The sequence below is a fragment of the Bradyrhizobium sp. 186 genome (genome assembly GCF_023101685.1).
In the GTDB taxonomy this organism is placed as follows: domain Bacteria; phylum Pseudomonadota; class Alphaproteobacteria; order Rhizobiales; family Xanthobacteraceae; genus Bradyrhizobium.
This window is the reverse complement of record NZ_CP082164.1, coordinates 6829643-6846221: the sequence shown is the minus strand read 5'-3', so window position 1 is coordinate 6846221 and position 16579 is coordinate 6829643. Positions and strand designations below refer to the sequence as shown.

At 64.8% G+C, this 16579-nt stretch carries 20 protein-coding genes and 1 pseudogene; 16 read left to right on the top strand and 5 right to left on the bottom strand.

The annotated features are described in order from the left end of the window. The first annotated feature begins 10 nt into the window (after window positions 1–10). The 5 genes from IVB18_RS33115 (at window position 11) to IVB18_RS33095 (ending at window position 3699) form a co-directional block, all read left to right on the top strand. Window positions 11–334, top strand: a complete 324-nt coding sequence (locus tag IVB18_RS33115) for an XdhC family protein (RefSeq protein WP_247984518.1) — start codon at window positions 11–13, stop codon at window positions 332–334. Window positions 335–336: 2 nt separating this feature from the next. Then, window positions 337–1038, top strand: a complete 702-nt coding sequence (locus IVB18_RS33110; RefSeq protein ID WP_247984517.1) for an XdhC family protein — start codon at window positions 337–339, stop codon at window positions 1036–1038. Beyond that, window positions 1035–2639, top strand: a complete 1605-nt coding sequence (locus IVB18_RS33105; protein WP_247984516.1) for a molybdopterin-binding/glycosyltransferase family 2 protein — start codon at window positions 1035–1037, stop codon at window positions 2637–2639. Before IVB18_RS33110 ends, IVB18_RS33105 begins: the two co-directional genes overlap by 4 nt. A gap of 193 nt (window positions 2640–2832) precedes the next feature. Continuing rightward, window positions 2833–3222: a DUF4189 domain-containing protein gene (locus IVB18_RS33100; protein ID WP_247984515.1), complete on the top strand. Its 390-nt coding sequence runs from the start codon at window positions 2833–2835 to the stop codon at window positions 3220–3222. 66 nt (window positions 3223–3288) lie between these two features. Continuing rightward, complete coding sequence (locus IVB18_RS33095; protein ID WP_247984514.1) at window positions 3289–3699, top strand: DUF2000 family protein; 411 nt, start codon at window positions 3289–3291, stop codon at window positions 3697–3699. Between the two features lie 218 nt (window positions 3700–3917). Here IVB18_RS33095 and IVB18_RS33090 read toward each other — a convergent pair. From IVB18_RS33090 to IVB18_RS33080, 3 genes and pseudogenes are all read right to left on the bottom strand, one after another. Beyond that, window positions 3918–4303, bottom strand: a pseudogene (locus IVB18_RS33090) (GFA family protein). A 12-nt stretch (window positions 4304–4315) separates the two neighbouring features. Continuing rightward, on the bottom strand, window positions 4316–4792 hold the full coding sequence (locus IVB18_RS33085) for an SRPBCC domain-containing protein (RefSeq protein ID WP_247984513.1): 477 nt from the start codon (window positions 4790–4792) through the stop codon (window positions 4316–4318). Beyond that, window positions 4789–5124, bottom strand: coding sequence for a metalloregulator ArsR/SmtB family transcription factor (locus IVB18_RS33080; RefSeq protein WP_247984512.1), 336 nt, complete (start codon window positions 5122–5124; stop codon window positions 4789–4791). Before IVB18_RS33080 ends, IVB18_RS33085 begins: the two co-directional genes overlap by 4 nt. A gap of 99 nt (window positions 5125–5223) precedes the next feature. Here IVB18_RS33080 and IVB18_RS33075 point away from each other — a divergent pair, with 99 nt between their 5' ends. The 9 genes from IVB18_RS33075 to IVB18_RS33035 all read left to right on the top strand — a co-directional run bounded on the left by IVB18_RS33075 (window position 5224) and on the right by IVB18_RS33035 (window position 14241). Further along, a complete protein-coding gene (locus IVB18_RS33075) occupies window positions 5224–5922 on the top strand; it encodes a TetR/AcrR family transcriptional regulator (RefSeq protein WP_247984511.1) in 699 nt (232 codons plus the stop codon). After that, entirely contained in the window at window positions 5919–6707 is a 789-nt protein-coding gene (locus IVB18_RS33070) for an efflux RND transporter periplasmic adaptor subunit (RefSeq protein ID WP_247984510.1), read from the top strand. The genes IVB18_RS33075 and IVB18_RS33070 overlap by 4 nt, the downstream gene beginning before the upstream one ends. After that, window positions 6704–7642, top strand: a complete 939-nt coding sequence (locus IVB18_RS33065) for an ABC transporter ATP-binding protein (RefSeq protein WP_247984509.1) — start codon at window positions 6704–6706, stop codon at window positions 7640–7642. Before IVB18_RS33070 ends, IVB18_RS33065 begins: the two co-directional genes overlap by 4 nt. Beyond that, window positions 7639–8802, top strand: coding sequence for an ABC transporter permease (locus IVB18_RS33060; protein ID WP_247984508.1), 1164 nt, complete (start codon window positions 7639–7641; stop codon window positions 8800–8802). Before IVB18_RS33065 ends, IVB18_RS33060 begins: the two co-directional genes overlap by 4 nt. A gap of 95 nt (window positions 8803–8897) precedes the next feature. Continuing rightward, window positions 8898–10205: an adenylate/guanylate cyclase domain-containing protein gene (locus IVB18_RS33055; RefSeq protein WP_247984507.1), complete on the top strand. Its 1308-nt coding sequence runs from the start codon at window positions 8898–8900 to the stop codon at window positions 10203–10205. A gap of 58 nt (window positions 10206–10263) precedes the next feature. Then, window positions 10264–10995: a GntR family transcriptional regulator gene (locus tag IVB18_RS33050; protein ID WP_247984506.1), complete on the top strand. Its 732-nt coding sequence runs from the start codon at window positions 10264–10266 to the stop codon at window positions 10993–10995. A gap of 46 nt (window positions 10996–11041) precedes the next feature. Continuing rightward, window positions 11042–12283, top strand: a complete 1242-nt coding sequence (locus tag IVB18_RS33045; protein ID WP_247984505.1) for an MFS transporter — start codon at window positions 11042–11044, stop codon at window positions 12281–12283. A gap of 22 nt (window positions 12284–12305) precedes the next feature. Further along, window positions 12306–13205 (top strand): amidohydrolase family protein, encoded by a 900-nt coding sequence (locus IVB18_RS33040; RefSeq protein ID WP_247984504.1) that lies wholly within the window; start codon window positions 12306–12308, stop codon window positions 13203–13205. Between the two features lie 121 nt (window positions 13206–13326). Then, complete coding sequence (locus tag IVB18_RS33035) at window positions 13327–14241, top strand: PhzF family phenazine biosynthesis protein (RefSeq protein WP_247984503.1); 915 nt, start codon at window positions 13327–13329, stop codon at window positions 14239–14241. A 142-nt stretch (window positions 14242–14383) separates the two neighbouring features. Here IVB18_RS33035 and IVB18_RS33030 read toward each other — a convergent pair whose 3' ends face one another. Together IVB18_RS33030 and IVB18_RS33025 are read right to left on the bottom strand one after the other, a co-directional pair. Beyond that, a complete protein-coding gene (locus IVB18_RS33030) occupies window positions 14384–14842 on the bottom strand; it encodes a DUF488 domain-containing protein (protein ID WP_247984502.1) in 459 nt (152 codons plus the stop codon). Between the two features lie 9 nt (window positions 14843–14851). Then, window positions 14852–15673 carry a DUF72 domain-containing protein gene (locus tag IVB18_RS33025; RefSeq protein WP_247984501.1) on the bottom strand — a complete coding sequence of 274 codons (822 nt, stop codon included), beginning with the start codon at window positions 15671–15673 and terminating at the stop codon, window positions 14852–14854. A 111-nt stretch (window positions 15674–15784) separates the two neighbouring features. Between IVB18_RS33025 and IVB18_RS33020 the strand changes: the two genes are divergently transcribed. Both IVB18_RS33020 and IVB18_RS33015 read left to right on the top strand, forming a co-directional pair. Further along, window positions 15785–16150, top strand: a complete 366-nt coding sequence (locus tag IVB18_RS33020; RefSeq protein ID WP_247984500.1) for a hypothetical protein — start codon at window positions 15785–15787, stop codon at window positions 16148–16150. A 154-nt stretch (window positions 16151–16304) separates the two neighbouring features. Then, a complete protein-coding gene (locus IVB18_RS33015) occupies window positions 16305–16499 on the top strand; it encodes a hypothetical protein (RefSeq protein WP_247984499.1) in 195 nt (64 codons plus the stop codon). Window positions 16500–16579 lie beyond the last annotated feature (80 nt).

Sequence of the window (16579 nt, the reverse complement as noted above, 5' to 3'; positions counted from 1 at the left end):
AGGCGACCCCATGCTCGATCGCGACGAGGACATTCTGAAGGCGGCAGAGGACTGGCAGCAGGCCGGCCATGGCGTTGCGCTGGCGACCGTGGTGGAGACCTGGGGCTCGGCGCCGCGGCCCGCGGGCTCCAGCCTTGTGATCAACGATGACGGCACATTCCTGGGATCGGTCTCCGGCGGCTGCGTCGAGGGCGCCGTGGTCACCGAGGCCATGGACGTGATCCAGAGCGGCAAGCCGAGGATGCTGGAATTCGGGGTGGCCGACGAGACCGCCTGGAATGTCGGACTGTCCTGCGGCGGCACCATCCGCGTCTTCGTCGAGAAGGTCGGTTAGCCGTGAAGCTCGAGATTTTGCACGAACTCAATGCCGAGCGCGCCGCGCGGCGTCCGGTCATTTTGGTCACCGATACCGAGAGCGGTGAGCAGCGGCTGGTGAAGGCCAGGGATTTTACCGGGGATCCGCTCGGTGCGGAGCTTGAGAAGCAGCTCCGCATGGGCAAGAGCGCCAATGTCGAGGCCGGCGGCAAGAAGTTGTTTCTCAACGTCTACGCGCCGACTGCAAAGCTTGTCATCGTCGGCGCGGTCCATATCAGCCAGGCGCTCGCGCCGCTGGCGCGCTCGCTCGGCTACGACGTCACCGTCGTCGATCCGCGCACGGCGTTTGCGAGCCCCGAGCGCTTCCCCGACATTCCGCTGGTCGCCGAATGGCCCGACACGGCGCTGCCGCCGCTCAATGTCGACCGCTACACGGCCTTCGTCGCGGTGACGCATGATCCCAAGATCGACGACCCCGCGTTGCTGCACGCCTTCGAGCGCGATTGCTTCTATATCGGCGCGCTCGGCTCGCGGAAGACGCATGCCAAGCGCGGCGACCGGCTCCGGGCGCAAGGCGCCAAGGGAAGCGACATCGCGCGCATCCACGCGCCCATTGGTCTCGCGATCGGCGCGGTCTCGCCGTCCGAAATCGCGGTATCGATCATGGCGGAGATCACCGCGGTGCTTCGCATGCCTCCCAAAGAAAAAGAAGAAGCGGCATGAAGTTCGGCCCGGCGAGCCCCAGGGATGCGATCGGCGGGGTGACCGTCCACACCCTGCGCCAGGGACCGCTGGTGCTGAAGAAAGGTACGACGATCGGCCCCGCTGAGGTCGACGCGCTGACGCGTGCCGGCATCCAGGACATCGTCGTGGTGCGCATGGAGGACAGCGACGTCTCCGAGGACGTGGCGGCTGCCAGCATCGCACTTGCCGTCGGCGGCGAGGGCATCCATGTCGAGCGCGCCTTCACCGGCCGCGCCAATCTGTTTGCCGCGCGCCCGGGTGTGCTGGTGATCGATCGCGCCGCGGTCGACCGCATCAACAATATCGACGAGGCCATCACCTTTGCGACGCTCTCTGCCTACAAGCCGGTGGTCGAGGGCGAGATGGTCGGCACCGTCAAGATCATCCCGTTCGGCGTTGAAGGAAACTTGCGCGATGCCGCGGTGAAGGCCGCGGGCCGCGACGTGCTGAAGATCGCGCCTTACGTAATCAAGCGCGTCGGCGTGGTCTCGACGCTGCTGCCGGGCCTGTCGTCCAAGGTGGTCGACAAGACGTTGCGGGTCACCGCCGAGCGGCTCGCGCCGGCCGGCTCCGGCATCATCGCCGAGCGGCGGGTCCAGCATGAGGAGCAAGCGCTGTCGGCCGCGATCAAGGAGCTGCTGGGGCTCGGCGCCGAGCTCGTGATCGTGTTCGGCGCCTCCGCGATCGCCGACCGCCGCGACGTGATCCCGGCGGCCGTCACGGGAATCGGCGGCGAGATCGAGCATTTCGGCATGCCGGTCGATCCCGGCAATCTGCTTCTGATTGCGCGGGCCGGCGGCGTGCCGGTGCTGGGCGCGCCGGGCTGCGCGCGCTCGCCGGTCGAGAACGGGTTTGACTGGGTGCTGATGCGCCTCCTGGCCGGCATCGAGGTGACGCGTTCCGAGCTGATGGGCATGGGCGTCGGCGGGTTGCTGATGGAGATCGTCACACGACCGCAGCCACGCGCCAAGCCGGAGATTGAGGGCAACAGCCAGATCGCAGCCATCGTGCTCGCAGCGGGACGCTCGACCCGGATGGGCGGGCCGAACAAGCTTTTGGCCGAGCTCGACGGCAAGAAGCTGGTGCGGATCGCGACCGAGCAGGCGTTGGCCTCCAAGGCCTCCGAGGTGATCGTCGTCACCGGCCATCAGACCGAGCTGGTCGAGCAGGCACTGAAGGGTCTCAACGTCAAGTTCGTCCGTAATCCGGATTTCGCTGGCGGCATCGCGAGCTCGGTCAAGGCCGGCATCGCGGCCGTGCCGGAAGGCTGCGACGGTGCCGTGGTCTGCCTGGGTGACATGCCGCTGATCGACGCCGGCCTGATCGACCGTCTCATCGATGGTTTCGCCCCGGACCGCGGCAATCTCATCGTCGTGCCGGTCAGCGAAGGCCGCCGCGGCAATCCCGTGCTGTGGTCGCGCCGCTTCTTCAAGGAGTTGATGACGCTCGACGGCGATGTCGGCGCGCGCCACCTGATCGCCAAGCATACGGAGGCGGTGGCCGAAGTGCCCGTCGACGGCGAAAGCGCCTTCCTCGACATCGACACGCCGCAGGCGCTGGAAGCGGCGCGGCGGGGATAGCACCGGAGGGTGGGCAAAGCGAAGCGTGCCCACGAATTTCTAGATTGCGGTGTGGATGATGGCGGGCACAGCGCTTCGCGCCTTGGCCTACCTATGGCGCTTCTCAATCGTCCGATTTCAACCGCCCGTTCACCATCTGGAAACGACCGCTGCTTAGAGTTCCCTTCCACTGCCTTGGGGGGAGGGGATTTCCATGGCTTCGAACGTCGTCGCGCGTCGTTGCGCGATGTTTTTCTTTGCGCTGTCCGTCTGTGTTGCCGGCGCCCGCCACATCACGGATGCGCATGCCGCAGGTGCCTTCGCGGTCGGCAAGTGCGGCGCCTATGGCCAGGCCTATGATTATGGCGCCGAGCACGAAGCGCGCAGCGCGGCGCAGAAGCAGTGCAAGGGCGAGTGCACGACCGTGACCATGAAGCGCGCCTGCGCTGCGATGTCGGTCGATCTTTCCAATCCCTGCGGCGCTTATGGCTATGCCGTGAAGCCGAAGATCTCGGCCACGCTCAACGCCGCCACGCGCGAATGCTACAAATTCGGCGGCAAGGAATGCGTGATCCGGGCCTGGGCTTGCGACGCGAAGGGCTGATTCTCCTTGCCGTCATTCCGGGGTTGTTGCGTAGCATCGATCCCGGAATGACAGTTGGGGAATTGCATGCAGTTCGACACCAAGATCACCGTCGTGATCCGCTCCGATCTTCAGGCCTGGCAGAAGCTCAACGTCGCGTCCTTTCTCACCAGCGGCATTGCCGGGGCCTTTCCGGACTGCATCGGCGAGCCCTATGAAGACGCCTCGGGCACGAAATATCACGCGCTGATCGGCCAGCCGATCCTGATCTACGGTGCCGACGGTCCGGCGCTGTCGCGCGCGCTCGACCGCGCCTTGTCGCGCAATGTGACGGCGGCGGTCTACACCGAGGACATGTTCAAGACCACGCACGATGCCGCCAATCGCGTGGCGGTGAGGGCGGTTGCGCGCGCCGACCTCAATCTCGTCGGCATCGCCATGCGAGCCGAGCGCAAGGTGATCGACAAGATCGTCGACGGGTTGAAGTTTCACAGTTAAACGAAGGTGCTGGTTGCTCACCTCTCCCGCTTGCGGGAGAGGTGTAGGCCGCCTTCGGCGGCCGTTTCAGGGGATGCCGAGGCGAAGCCTCGGCTATGGCGTAGCGCCGGGTGAGGGCTCTCTCCGCTCTGGGATTGCCTCGCCGTGGATGCACCCTCTCCCCAGCCCTCTCCAGCAAGCGGGAGAGGGAGCGCACCTCGCGCGGCTGTTTGATCGCCTCACATGGGCGGCATCTGCTCGAACTTCGGCAAGCTCGGATCGAGCCGATCCCAGCCGTGGCCGCGCGCAGCATAAGTCACCACCTGCGGCTTGTAGCGGGCGGGCTCGTCGAGGCTCGCGGCACGGATGGTGAAGATGTCGGGCATCGCGGAAAACGTCATGTAGACCGGCGCCCCGCAATCCGGGCAGAAGGCGCGCGTCTTCACATTGCCGCTGTCGGCCGTCATGTCCCAGTGCTTGGCCTGGCCCGTCGACGCGGGGAAATGTCAGATGCGAGCCGTGGCCCGTCGTCCCGGCATTGGCAATCATTGCTGAACACCGGCTCGCCAAAGATCTCGTAGCGAATCGCGCCGCAGGCGCAGCCGCCGGTATAAGGCTTGTCCATCGTGATACCTCCTTACTCGTCTTCGCCACTGATCTCATCGAGCCGCCGGACGACCTTGGTCCAGCCGTCGCTCATGTTCCTGTAGGCCGTGTCGTTCTTGGGCGTGACGAAGCCCGAATGCACCAGGCGGATGCGCGTGCCGGCTTCGACAGCGGTGAGGGACCAGGTGACCACGGTGTCGAGCGGCGAGCCGTAGCCGGTATTGCCTGCGTCGCCGCCCTTCCAGGCATAGGCGAGGCGCCGGTTCGGCACGACCTCCAGAACCCGGCAATGGATCACGCCGTCCCAGCCGCCGGCCGGGTTCGTCTTGAACGTGAAATTGTTGCCTTCGATGGCCTCGAAGCCGGTCGGCGGCATCAACCAGCGCGCGATCAATTGCGCGCTTGTCAGCGCCTTCCAGATCGTCGCGGTCGCGTGAGGGAAGACCTCGTCCAGAACGATGTCTTGGACGATGTCCTGTGTCTCGGCTTTCAGTTCGGCAGCAGTCACGGGTCGATCTCCTTCAACAGGCTACGCAGGTTCTGGAAGCGCTCGCGCCAGAAGACGCCATAATGATCCATCCATGCGACCAGCGGCTCGAGGCCCTGCGGCGCGGCGCGGTAGTAGACGTTGCGGCCCTCGGCGCGCTCGGCGACGAGGCCGGCCTGCTTGAGGGATTTCAGGTGCTGCGAGATCGCACCCTGGGTCACGCCGCTGCCTCGTGTCAGCTCGCCGACGGTGATTTCCTCGGCATCGAAAACGCGTTCGAATACGGCCCGGCGCGTCGGATCAGCGAGGGCGCGCATGACGGTCGTAACGGTGGTGAGGGCGACTTCGGTCATATCCAATCCATTAGTACACGCTTATGCATTAGTCAATACTAATTCATCCCACACCAAATTTGCGTTGACTATGACTGACTAGTCAGTCATAAATAGTAAATGACTTCGAAGCCGACCAAAGCCGCTATTCCGCGCCAAGCCCGCAAACCTGAGACGGGTTCTTTTCTGCCTGCGGACGAGGCCGCGGCGCCCGCCCCGAACCGCGCTGCGCGCACGGCGGAGCGGCGTGCCGCCATCGTGGAGGCGGCGCTGGAGGAATTCATCGCGCGCGGATTCGCCGCGACCCGGCTCGACGACATCGCAAAGCGCGCGGGCGTGGCGAAGGGCACGATCTACCTGCACTTCAAGGACAAGGAATCGATGTTCGAGGAGCTCGTCCGCATCGTAATCGTGCCCGTGGTGGAGCGGCTGACGACCTTGCCGGCGACGACCGGCTCGGTGCGCGACCTTGTTGAGGCGTTTGCCACCAACTTCCTCAAGGAAATCGCGAACACCCGTCGCGGCGATCTCGTGCGCCTGATCGTGGCGGAAGGGCCGCGCTTTCCGGCCGTTGCGGATTTCTACTATCGCGAGGTCGTCTCGCGCGGGATGGCCGGCATGCGCGCGCTGATCGAGCTCGGCATTGCCCGCGGCGAGATCCGCGAGAAGAACCTCGCGCGCTTTCCGCAGATCCTGGTTGCGCCGGCGATGATCGCGGTGATCTGGCAGAGCCTGTTTGCGCGGCATGCGCCGCTCGACGCGCAGGAGATGCTGCGCGTTCATCTCGATTTGATTTTTGGCGAACGGAGCACGACATGAGGTCGTCGCAAGGGATTTTCAGTTTCGCATTGGCCATTGTGCTCGCAGCCGGGCTTGCCGGCTGCAACGAGAAGCGCGATCCCGGCTTCCAGGGCTGGGTCGAGGCCGATATGATCTTTGTCAGCCCGGACGAAGCGGGCCGGGTCACAAGACTCAACGTCCGCGAAGGCGATGAGGTCAAGGTCGGCGAGGCCCTCTATTCCGTCGACGACGATCTCCAGCTTGCCGATCTCAACCAGAACAAGGCGACGCTCGCGAACGCGCAGCAAACCTATGATCGCGCGGCCTCGCTGAACAAGACCGGCTCCGGCACCCAAGCCAATCTCGATTCCGCCGTTTCCGCCCTGCGTGTTGCCGAAGCGCGGGTGGCGACGTCGGAGACGCGGATGGCGCGGCGCAAGGGTTTTGCGCCGGTCGCCGGCACCATTCAGCAGATCTATTTCCGCGAGGGCGAGATGGTGGCGGCGCAGCGGCCGGTGCTCTCGATCATGCCGCCCGGCAACATGAAGCTGCGCTTCTTCGTGCCGGAAACCGAGCTGCCGAAGCTTGCGATCGGCGACACGGTGCGGGTCGTCTGCGACAATTGCGCGGCCGATCTCACCGCAAAGATCTATTTCATCGCGACCACGGCCGAATACACCCCGCCGGTGATCTACAGCCTCGATGAACGCAACAAGCTCGTCTATCTGATCCAGGCGCGGCCCTCGCGGCCCGATGCCCTGCGCGTCGGGCAGCCGATCAGCGTCTATCTCAACCCCAAGACTCCTGTGGCGGACAAGCGATGAACGGCGCGGCGGGCAACGGCATCGCGATCGAGGTCAAGGGCCTGACCAAATCGTTCGGCGGCCGCGAGGTCGTGCACGATCTGTCGATGCAGGTGAAGCGCGGCTCGATCTACGGCTTCCTCGGGCCGAACGGCTCGGGCAAGACCACCACCATCCGCATCCTCTGCGGCCTGCTCACGCCCGACAGCGGCGAGGGCACCTGCCTCGGCTACGATATCCGCCGCGATGCCGACCGCATCAAGCGCCAGGTCGGCTACATGACCCAGCGTTTCAGCCTGTATCAGGATCTCTCGGTGCGCGAGAACCTGGAATTCGTCGCGCGGCTCTACGGCCTGCGCGATGCGCGCGGTGCGGCGCGTGACATGATCAAGCGGCTCGGGCTATCAGGTCGTGAGGAGCAGCTCGCGGGCGAACTCTCCGGAGGCTGGAAGCAGCGCCTTGCGTTAGGTGCCTGCACGCTGCCCAATCCGCAATTGCTGCTGCTGGACGAGCCGACCGCCGGCGTCGATCCCAAGGCGCGGCGCGACTTCTGGAACGAGATCCACGCGCTCGCTGCCGATGGCCTCACCGTTCTGGTGTCGACACACTACATGGACGAAGCCGAGCGCTGTCACGAGATCGCGTATATCGCCTACGGTCACCTGTTGGCGCATGGCACCGTGGACGAGGTGATCGCGAAATCCGCGCTGACGACCTACACCGTGACGGGTGAAGATCTGAACGGGCTCACGGCCGAGCTCACCGGCAAGCCCGGCGTCGACATGGTGGCGCCGTTCGGCACCTCGCTGCATGTCTCGGGCCGCGATGTCGCGGCACTCGAAGCGAGCATCTCGCCGTGGCGCGGCAGACGCGGCCTGCATTGGCAGAAATCGTCGCCGTCGCTCGAAGACGTGTTCATCGAACTGATGGGCCGCTCCAAGGATAATTTCCAATGAGCGTCGTCGATCATCCGGCTCCGGCACGCGAAATCCGCGAGCGCTTCGGCTTCTGGCGGCGCTCCTATGCGATGCTGATCAAGGAGTTCATCCAGCTCAAGCGCGATCGCGTGTCCTTTGCGATGATCGTGATGCTGCCGGTGATGCAGCTTATGCTGTTCGGCTACGCCATCAACACCACGCCGCACAATCTGCCGAGCGCGGTGCTGCTGCAGGAGGACAGCGATCTCGCCCGCTCGATCCTGAAGGCGCTGGAGAACACCGCCTATTTCCGCTTCATCTACGAAGTGCATGACATCGACGATTTCGACAATCTGCTGAAATCCGGCAAGGTGCTGTTCGGCGTCGAGATCCCGCGCGGCTTCGAGCGGGCGGTGCGGCGCGGCGACAGACCGGCGCTCTTGGTCGCAGCCGATGCGACCGATCCGGTCGCGGCGAGCGCAGCCCTCGGCTCGCTCGGCATGGTCGTGCAGACGGCACTTAAGCACGATCTTTTTATCGGCGATCCCCCGGAGATGCCGTTCGAGATCCGGGCACATGCGCGCTACAATCCGGCGGCATCTTCAAGCCTCAACATCGTGCCGGGCCTCGTCGGTACCATCCTCACCATGACCATGCTGATCTTCACCGCGCTCTCGGTGACGCGCGAGGTCGAGCGCGGCACCATGGAGAGCCTGCTGTCGATGCCGATCAAGCCGGTCGAGGTGATGTTCGGCAAGATCATCCCTTACGTGCTGGTCGGCTTCGTCCAGGCGTTCCTGATCATCGGCATCGGCGTCGGCCTGTTCGGCGTGCCTGTGCTCGGCAACCTGTTCCTGCTGGCGCTACTGTCGACCTTGTTCATCACCACCAATCTGTCGATCGGCTACACGATCTCGACCGTGGTGCAGAATCAGCTCCAGGCCATGCAGATGTCGATGATGTTCTTCCTGCCGAGCATCTTGCTGTCCGGCTTCATGTTCCCGTTCGCCGGCATGCCGGCCTGGGCGCAATATGTCGGCGAGTGCCTGCCGCTGACGCATTATCTGCGCATCGTCCGCGCCATCATGCTGAAGGGCGCGGCCATGCAGAATGTGCGCTATGATGCGCTGGCGCTGGCGGTTCTGATGCTGATCGCCATGACCATCGCCGTGACGCGCTTCCGCCGCACGCTGGATTGAGGCACAATGCCCAATGTCATTCCGGGGCACGCGAAGCGTGAACCCGGAATCCGGGTTCACGACTTCGTCGCGCCCCGGAATGACTAGGGGGCGGAATGGTCAGCTTTGCGAGCAGGAAGACGCGGCGGAAAGCCGTCTTGTCCGAGGATTTCGAGCGCGAGCTGACACGGGAAGTGCTGCGCACCGAGCTGTTGCGGGTGCGGACACTGATCATCACTGGCTGCGTCATGATCTTGTTCCTCACCGCAACCTATCTGATCGACCCTGCCCTCGTGAACCGGGTCTGGCGCGGGACGGAGGGCCTCGTTCACGAATACATCCTCTTGGCGGGCTTCATCCTCTTCGAGGTCTGGGTCCACAGCCAGATCAGGCGAAACCTCAAGCTCGATCGCGACCTGCCGGTGATCAGGCGCTATATCGGCGCCCTCATCGAAACGTCGCTGCCGACGATCATCCTGATCCTGCAGATTCGCAGCATGGGGGCGAGCCAGGCGCTCGGTTTCGTGCTGCCACTGGTCTATTTCATCTTCATCATTCTTTCGACGCTGCGGCTCGATTTCTGGCTGTCCACCTTCACGGGATTTGTGGCCGCAGCCGAACTCTTGGCCGTCGCGCTGCATTACAACTCGGCTAGCGACGCCGGCGACCCCCTGATCTACTTCCACTCAGTGCGCAGCACCATCATCCTGATCTGCGGCGTGCTCGCGGGCGCCGTCGGCGCGCGGCTGCGGCGGCAATTTGCAGCGAGCATCGCGGCGGCCACCGCGCGCGACCGGGTGACGAACCTGTTCGGCCAGCACGTCTCGCCGCAGGTTGTGGAGCGGCTGATGGCGGAGGAGACGAGTGCGGCCGGCGACCTCCGCCGCGTCGCCGTCATGTTCGTCGATTTTCGCGGCTTCACTGCCGGCGCGCAGTCGCGGACCCCGCAGGAGGTCGTCGACCGGCTCGACGGTGCCTTCGCCGTGCTGGTCGACATCCTCGACCGCCATGGCGGCATCGTGAACAAGTTCTTGGGGGACGGCTTTCTTGCCCTGTTCGGCGCGCCGCTGGAGGCTTCCGACGCCGCGCATCGCGCGGTTGCCGCCGGCCGCGAGATGCTGACCGCGATGGAGCGCATCAACGCGCAAACGAGCTGGCCGCTCAAGATCGGCATCGGCATCCATTTCGGCGAGGTCGTCGCCGGCAATATCGGCTCGCCGCGGCGCAAGGAATACACGGTGATCGGAGACACCGTGAACTTTGCCTCGCGGCTGGAGGCGCTGAACAAGGAGTTCGGCTCGCACTTCCTGATCTCGTCGGCGGTGCGCGAGGCGCTCGGTGAGGACGGCGGCGATGCGGTGGCGCTCGGCGAGGTCGAGGTGCGCGGCTATGAACGGCCGGTGGCGGTGTTTCAGTTAGGATAGGAGAGAGGTGTTTAGGTAGCGCTTGACCCGCCTCTCATCTAGTCATCTATATGACTATATGAATTCAGCGCCGCTCGACGACCGCCTGCCACGCTATCAGCGCCTGCGCGACGACCTCGCCGCGCGGATCAACCGCAATGAGTGGCGGCCGGGCGAGCCGATCCCGTCGGAAGCCGAGCTTGCCGCGCATTACGGCGTCGCCATCGGCACCGTGCGCAAGGCGATGGACCAGCTTGTCGCTGACTCCGTGCTGGAGCGGCAGCAGGGCCGCGGCACCTTTGTGCGCCGGGCGCGCTTCAACTCCTCGCTGTTCCGCTTCTTCCGCTTCCAGTCCGAGAGCGGCGAACGGCGCGTGCCGAAGAGCCGCATTATCAGGCGCAAGAGCGTGCCGGCGACATCGGCCGTCGCATCGGCGCTGCGCATCGCGGTCGGCGAGCCCGTGATCAGCCTGTCGCGCCTGCGCCTGATCGACGACGTGCCGCTGCTCGCGGAAGAAATCTGGCTCCAGCAGTCGCGCTTCGCGCAAATCCTCGAGATCGACACCGCCGAATTCGGCGACCTGCTTTATCCGCTCTATGAGGAGCGCTGCGGCGAGGTGGTGGTTTCGGCCGAGGAAGTCCTGACGGTCGAGATGGCCAATGAGATGCAGGCGCGTCTGTTGCGGCTCGAGGCGCACGCGCCTTTGATCGTCATCGAACGCCTCGCGCTCGACCTCGAACGGCGGCCGATCGAATGGCGGAGGTCGCGCGGGCCGGCCGACCGCTTCCGCTACCACGCGGAGATTCGCTGAAAGCGGCTTCAACAGCATCAAGCAACAAAAAGTTCAGGGAGAAACAATGTCGAACTGGTACAGCGAATGCTCGCCGCTCGAGAAGCGGACGTTTTGGGCAAGCTTCGGCGGCTGGGCGCTGGATGCGCTCGACGTCCAGATGTTCGGCCTCGCCATCCCCGCGCTGATCGCGGCGTTCGGCATCAGCAAGGCCGATGCTGGCCTGCTCGGTTCGGTCACGCTGTTCTTCGGTGCGTTCGGCGGCTGGCTCGGTGGCGCCCTCGGCGACCGCTTCGGCCGCGTCAAGGCGCTCCAGATCACCGTTGCGACCTTTGCGCTGGCGACCTTCGCCTGCGCATTCGCAATGAGCTACACCCAGCTCCTAGTGCTCAAGGCCATCCAGGGCCTCGGCTTCGGCGCCGAATGGGCCTGCGGCGCGGTGCTGATGGCCGAGATCATCCGCGCCGAGCATCGCGGCAAGGCGCTCGGCTCGGTGCAGAGCGCCTGGGCGGTGGGCTGGGGCGCTGCGGTGCTGCTCTCGGCGCTGGTCTTTACCTACGCGCCCGCTGACGTCGCCTGGCGGCTGCTGTTTGCGCTTGGACTCTTGCCCGCGCTCCTCATCATCTTCATACGCCGCGGTTTGAAGGAGCCGCCGCGTGTCACAGCCAGCGAGAAGACGCCGTTTCTCGCGACGCTCTCCGGCATTTTCCATCGCGACGTGCTGCGCGCGACCCTGATCGGCGGTCTCTTCGGCATCGGCGCGCATGGCGGCTATGCCGCGCTCACCACCTTCCTGCCGACCTACTTGCGCGAGGTGCGGCATCTGTCGGTGCTCGGCTCCAGCGGCTATCTCGCCGTCATCATCGTCGCCTTCTTCTGCGGCTGCATAGCGAGCGGCATCATCAGCGACCGCATCGGCCGCAGGGCCAATGTCGCCTTCTTCGCCAGCGCCTGCATCATCACTGTGCTGGTCTATATCTTCGCGCCGCTGACCAATGGCGAGATGCTGGTGCTCGGCTTTCCGCTCGGCTTCTTCTCCGCCGGAATTCCCGCCAGCATGGCGGCACTGTTCAGCGAGCTCTATCCGGCGGGCGTGCGCGGCACCGGCGTCGGCTTCTGCTACAATTTCGGCCGCATCGTTTCCGCCGCATTCCCCTTCCTGGTCGGCTACCTCAGCGATCACATCGGGCTCGGGCCTGCCATCGGCATCGATGCGGCGTTTGCCTATTCGCTGGTGCTGATCGCGGTGGTCCTGTTGCCCGAAACCCGCGGCAAGGTCTTTGAGCAGACCGCGCCGTCGCGCGCCTGACGCCGGATGGGGAGCAGCAGCCATGATGTTCGACCAACGCGGCCTCACGCGCCGTCAATTTGCCGCAGGCGTTGCGTCCCTCCTGCCGGCTGTGGCCCTCGCGGGTCAAGCGATGAGTGAGACGAGCTTGAAGACGATCGATACCCACGCGCATGTCTTCCATCGAGGCCTGAAGCTTGCGCCGGGCCGGCGCTATGCGCCGGACTACGACGCGCCGCTGTCGCTCTATCTGGAGCAGCTCGATCGTAACGGCATGACCAGCGGCGTGCTGGTGCAGCCGAGCTTTCTCGGCACCGACAACTCTTATCTGGTCGAGAGCCTGAAGGTGGCGGCGGGCCGGCTGCGCGGCATCGCCGTCGTCGATCCTGCTGTCTCTGCGGACGAACTCCGCGCGCTGGATCGTGCCGGCGTCGTCGGCGTTCGCCTCAATCTCGTCGGCCAGCCATTGCCTGATCTCGTTGCCGCCGAATGGAAGGCGCTACTGGCGAACGTGAAATCGATGGGCTGGCAGGTCGAGGTCCAGCGCAATGCGTCCGATCTCGCCGTGCTCGCGCCGCAGCTTCTCGACCACGACGTCGCTGTGGTGCTCGACCACTACGCGCTGCCTGATCCAAAACTCGGCGTCGCCGATCCCGGCTTTCAGTCGGTACTGAAGCTCGGCGCAACACGGAATGTCTGGGTCAAGATCTCGGCGCCGTATCGCAACGGCGCGCCCGGCGAAAGTTTTGCGAAGGAGGCCTATCCGCTGCTGCGCAATGCCTACGGCCTCGATCGCCTGTTGTGGGGCAGCGACTGGCCGCACACGCAGTTCGAGACGACACAGACCTACACCAAGAACCTGCAGTTTCTCGATGCGGTGATCGCCGATCCGAGCGAGCGGGCGCAAGTGCTGGCAGCGCCGCGGTCGCTCTTTCGCTTCTGACGCGTCATCCGCGATTGCTCTGAATGCTCCGAGTTTTGGGGCATGACGGATGGCATCGTCGGCTTGTAGACTGCCGGCGATGCAGCCGATCGCGGCTGCGATTTGCGTGAGGACAGCAAAGATGCAGCGCCGCTACATCACCGTCGACGTGTTCACCGACCGCGCCTTCGGCGGCAACCAGCTCGCCGTGGTACTCGACGCCGGCGGGCTGTCGACAACTCGGATGCAGGCGATCGCGACCGAGTTCAACTATTCCGAGACCACCTTCGTGCTGCCGCCGCGCGACAAGGCGAATGACGCCGAGGTGCGCATCTTTACGCCGGTCAGAGAGCTGTCCTTCGCGGGCCATCCCAATGTCGGCACCGCGTTCGTGCTTGCCACGATCGCGAAAGAGCCGAATCCGCGCTTTCTGTTCGAGGAAAAGGCTGGGCTAGTGCCGGTCGAGATTCGGAGAGAGCAGGGCCGCGTAGTCAGCACCGAGCTTACCGCGCCACAGCCGCTTTCGCGCCTCGCGCAGCTTTCCGCCGCCGACGTCGCGGCCTGCATCTCGCTGACCGCGAATGACATCAGCAGCGACCGCCACGCGCCGCAGGTTGTCGGCGTCGGAACGCCGTTCGTGGTGGCGGAGGTGCGCTCGCGCGAGGCCGTGCGGCGCGCGAAGCCCGACGATGCGGCGTTCGGCCGGGTACTGCCGCGCGACGGCGCCTTCTCGGTGTGGTTCTATACGCGCGATCTGTCCGCGGCGGAGGCGCCGTGCGAGCGGCAGGCGCGGATGTTCATGCGCGGCGCCAGCGGCTTGGCCGAGGATCCCGCCACCGGCAGCGCCACAGTTGCGGCCGCCGCGCTGTTCGCCGAACTCGATTCCACGCGCGACGGCGAGCTGAAGCTCACAGTCGGCCAGGGCTTTGACATGGGGCGGCCGAGCCTGCTCCTGACGCGCGTGCGCAAGCAGGCCGGCAGGATCGTCTCCGCCCATGTCGGCGGCAGTTGCGTGCAGATGATGGAAGGGACGTTCCGGCTGGCGGGGGAGGGGTAAGTCTCTCCATCCGTCATTCCGGGGCGCGCGTAGCGCGAACCCGGAATCCATTCATCCACCAACTCTGCGGCTCGATGGATTCTCAGATGCGCAATTGCGCATCATAGCTCGCGACTTCGTCGCGCCCCGGAATGACGAATGGCTACACCTGCCGCCCCGCCAAATTCCTCACCGCGACGCCATCCCGCTCCTCGATGACCTCCGCGATCATCTGGCGGTGACAATGCGTGTGGTCGCGCTCGTAGCAGAGCAAGCAGACCGGCCCGGCCTTCTTCACCAGCGCCGAGAGTTCGTCCATCTCTTCCCTGGCCTGCGGCGTCTTCAGGTGCTTTGAATAGATCTTCTCCAGCACATCGTACTGCCCGCTACGCGCGGCGAGACGTCCTTCCTTCGGGGTGCCGAGCGCGGCGAGGTGGACATAGGCGATGCCGCGTTCGTCCAGGCCCGCGGCGAGCTGCTTCTTCGAAAAGCCCGGTCGGCGCGAGGAGGTCACCGCGCGCACGTCGACCACGAGCTTGACACCGGCCTGCTCCAGCTCCAGCACGGCCTTCGGCGGTGTCTGCTCATAACCGATGGTGAAGAGCTTCTTCGCCTTTGCCATGGACTTTCCTCAGGCCACCCGCGCGATCAGTTCCATGGCGCCGGCGGGCGCGCGCACCTTGCCCTCATGGATCACGTAGGCGAACACGTCGCGCGGCTCCTTCTTCGGCTTGGCCTTGTCGACCTTCGGCAGGTCGTCGGGTTCGCTTCCCTCGGCCCAGGCCTGGAAGCGCTTGCTCCAGGCATCGAGCTGTTTCGGCGGATAGCAGGTCTTGATCTCGTCATTGCCCTTCTGAAGCCGGGCATAGATGAAATCGCCGGCAACGTCGGCGATCGCCGGATATTTGCCGTGCTCGGCGAACACCACCGGCGTCTCGAATTTGCGGATCAGCGTGATGAAGTCTGGCGTGCAGAAGCTGTCGTGGCGGACCTCCACCACATGGCGCAGCGCACGCCCCTCGAGCTTGCGCGGCAAGAGCTCGAGGAATTTGCCGAAATCGGCGCCGTCGAATTTCTTGGTCGGCGCGAACTGCCACAGCACGGGGCCGAGATGGTCGCCGAGTTCCAGCACGCCGGAATCATAGAACCGCTTGATGGAATCGCCGGCCTCCGCCAGCACGCGGCGGTTGGTCGCAAAGCGCGGCCCCTTCACCGAGAACACAAAACCCTCCGGCACCTCGCTTGCCCATTTGCGGAAGCTCTCCGGCTTCTGCGAGCCGTAATAGGTGCCGTTGATTTCGATCGAGGTGAGTTTCGAGGCCGCATAGGACAGCTCCTTGGCCTGCGTCAGCTTCTCCGGATAGAACACGCCGCGCCAGGGCTCGAAGGTCCAGCCGCCGATGCCGATGAAGATGTTGCCGGATTTTTTTGACGCGGTTTTTGCTTTGGCCACGGGATGATCTCGGATGGGAGGAGGGACTTCATCCTAATCAAACGAGATGTGATTGGCCAGTTGCAGCGTGCCGTCTAAGCTCGCGCCGGGATCTGCGAGAGGGAGAACAAGATGCGGATGCTGATCGTGGGAGCGGCGCTCGTGATGATGACATCTGCTGCCATGGCTGACGATGACGATGCGAAGGCAGCCCAGAAGCTCGCCATTCAGGGCCGCGACGACTACTGGCATTGCCTGGCGCGGGAATATTCGCGCGACAGCAATCAGGGCCTGTCGGAGCAGGATTTTGGCCGATCGGTCGCCGGCGCCTGTCGGTCGGAGCGGCAATACTACCGGGTGGCGCTGCTCGACTTTCTCTCCACGCAGTATCCGACCATCGATTCCGGCGCTCATCTCGCGACCGCGAACAGGGCAGTCGAGTCCGCGCAGAAGGACATCGTGACGGCCTTCGTCAAGCATAGGCCGCCAGCAAAGTAGGGGAGTGGCGAATGGCCAATAGCGAATAGGGCAGAAAGCCAGCTCTCCTTATTCGCCACTCGCCATTCGCTATTCGCCCCTCCGCGGAGGGCTCTTCCGGCCATGCGTCCATCCATGGTATCGTCGGCCGCATCTGGAACGGGGATAGGCTGCTATGTCGTCTGAGTCGGTGGGTGGCATTTTTGGCGCGATCGTCGCGGCGATGGTGCTTGCGGTCGCCGTCGTCTTCGGACCGATCGGTCAATACGGCAAGCCCGCCAAGCCTGTAAAAGTCGAGCCGGCTCCGGCCGCGACCCCTGCCGCGCCCGCGCCCAGAGGTCCTGTGATCCGGGACGTCCCCAACCAATAGGGGCTCGAAAAGGGCCTTTGGGCCCCTTGCGAAGCGTCTATGTCGTTCCTATCTAGCTTTGTAACGGCAACGTTGAGTGA

What these genes read in the sequence shown, in the direction of transcription:
- IVB18_RS33115 (WP_247984518.1), top strand. Translation starts at nt 11, where the DNA reads ATGCTCGATCGCGACGAGGACATTCTGAAGGCGGCAGAGGACTGGCAG.
- IVB18_RS33105 (WP_247984516.1), top strand. Translation starts at nt 1,035, where the DNA reads ATGAAGTTCGGCCCGGCGAGCCCCAGGGATGCGATCGGCGGGGTGACC.
- IVB18_RS33100 (WP_247984515.1), top strand. Translation starts at nt 2,833, where the DNA reads ATGGCTTCGAACGTCGTCGCGCGTCGTTGCGCGATGTTTTTCTTTGCG.
- IVB18_RS33095 (WP_247984514.1), top strand. Translation starts at nt 3,289, where the DNA reads ATGCAGTTCGACACCAAGATCACCGTCGTGATCCGCTCCGATCTTCAG.
- IVB18_RS33080 (WP_247984512.1), bottom strand. Translation starts at nt 5,124, where the DNA reads ATGACCGAAGTCGCCCTCACCACCGTTACGACCGTCATGCGCGCCCTC.
- IVB18_RS33075 (WP_247984511.1), top strand. Translation starts at nt 5,224, where the DNA reads ATGACTTCGAAGCCGACCAAAGCCGCTATTCCGCGCCAAGCCCGCAAA.
- IVB18_RS33070 (WP_247984510.1), top strand. Translation starts at nt 5,919, where the DNA reads ATGAGGTCGTCGCAAGGGATTTTCAGTTTCGCATTGGCCATTGTGCTC.
- IVB18_RS33065 (WP_247984509.1), top strand. Translation starts at nt 6,704, where the DNA reads ATGAACGGCGCGGCGGGCAACGGCATCGCGATCGAGGTCAAGGGCCTG.
- IVB18_RS33060 (WP_247984508.1), top strand. Translation starts at nt 7,639, where the DNA reads ATGAGCGTCGTCGATCATCCGGCTCCGGCACGCGAAATCCGCGAGCGC.
- IVB18_RS33055 (WP_247984507.1), top strand. Translation starts at nt 8,898, where the DNA reads ATGGTCAGCTTTGCGAGCAGGAAGACGCGGCGGAAAGCCGTCTTGTCC.
- IVB18_RS33050 (WP_247984506.1), top strand. Translation starts at nt 10,264, where the DNA reads ATGAATTCAGCGCCGCTCGACGACCGCCTGCCACGCTATCAGCGCCTG.
- IVB18_RS33045 (WP_247984505.1), top strand. Translation starts at nt 11,042, where the DNA reads ATGTCGAACTGGTACAGCGAATGCTCGCCGCTCGAGAAGCGGACGTTT.
- IVB18_RS33040 (WP_247984504.1), top strand. Translation starts at nt 12,306, where the DNA reads ATGATGTTCGACCAACGCGGCCTCACGCGCCGTCAATTTGCCGCAGGC.
- IVB18_RS33035 (WP_247984503.1), top strand. Translation starts at nt 13,327, where the DNA reads ATGCAGCGCCGCTACATCACCGTCGACGTGTTCACCGACCGCGCCTTC.
- IVB18_RS33030 (WP_247984502.1), bottom strand. Translation starts at nt 14,842, where the DNA reads ATGGCAAAGGCGAAGAAGCTCTTCACCATCGGTTATGAGCAGACACCG.
- IVB18_RS33020 (WP_247984500.1), top strand. Translation starts at nt 15,785, where the DNA reads ATGCGGATGCTGATCGTGGGAGCGGCGCTCGTGATGATGACATCTGCT.
- IVB18_RS33015 (WP_247984499.1), top strand. Translation starts at nt 16,305, where the DNA reads ATGTCGTCTGAGTCGGTGGGTGGCATTTTTGGCGCGATCGTCGCGGCG.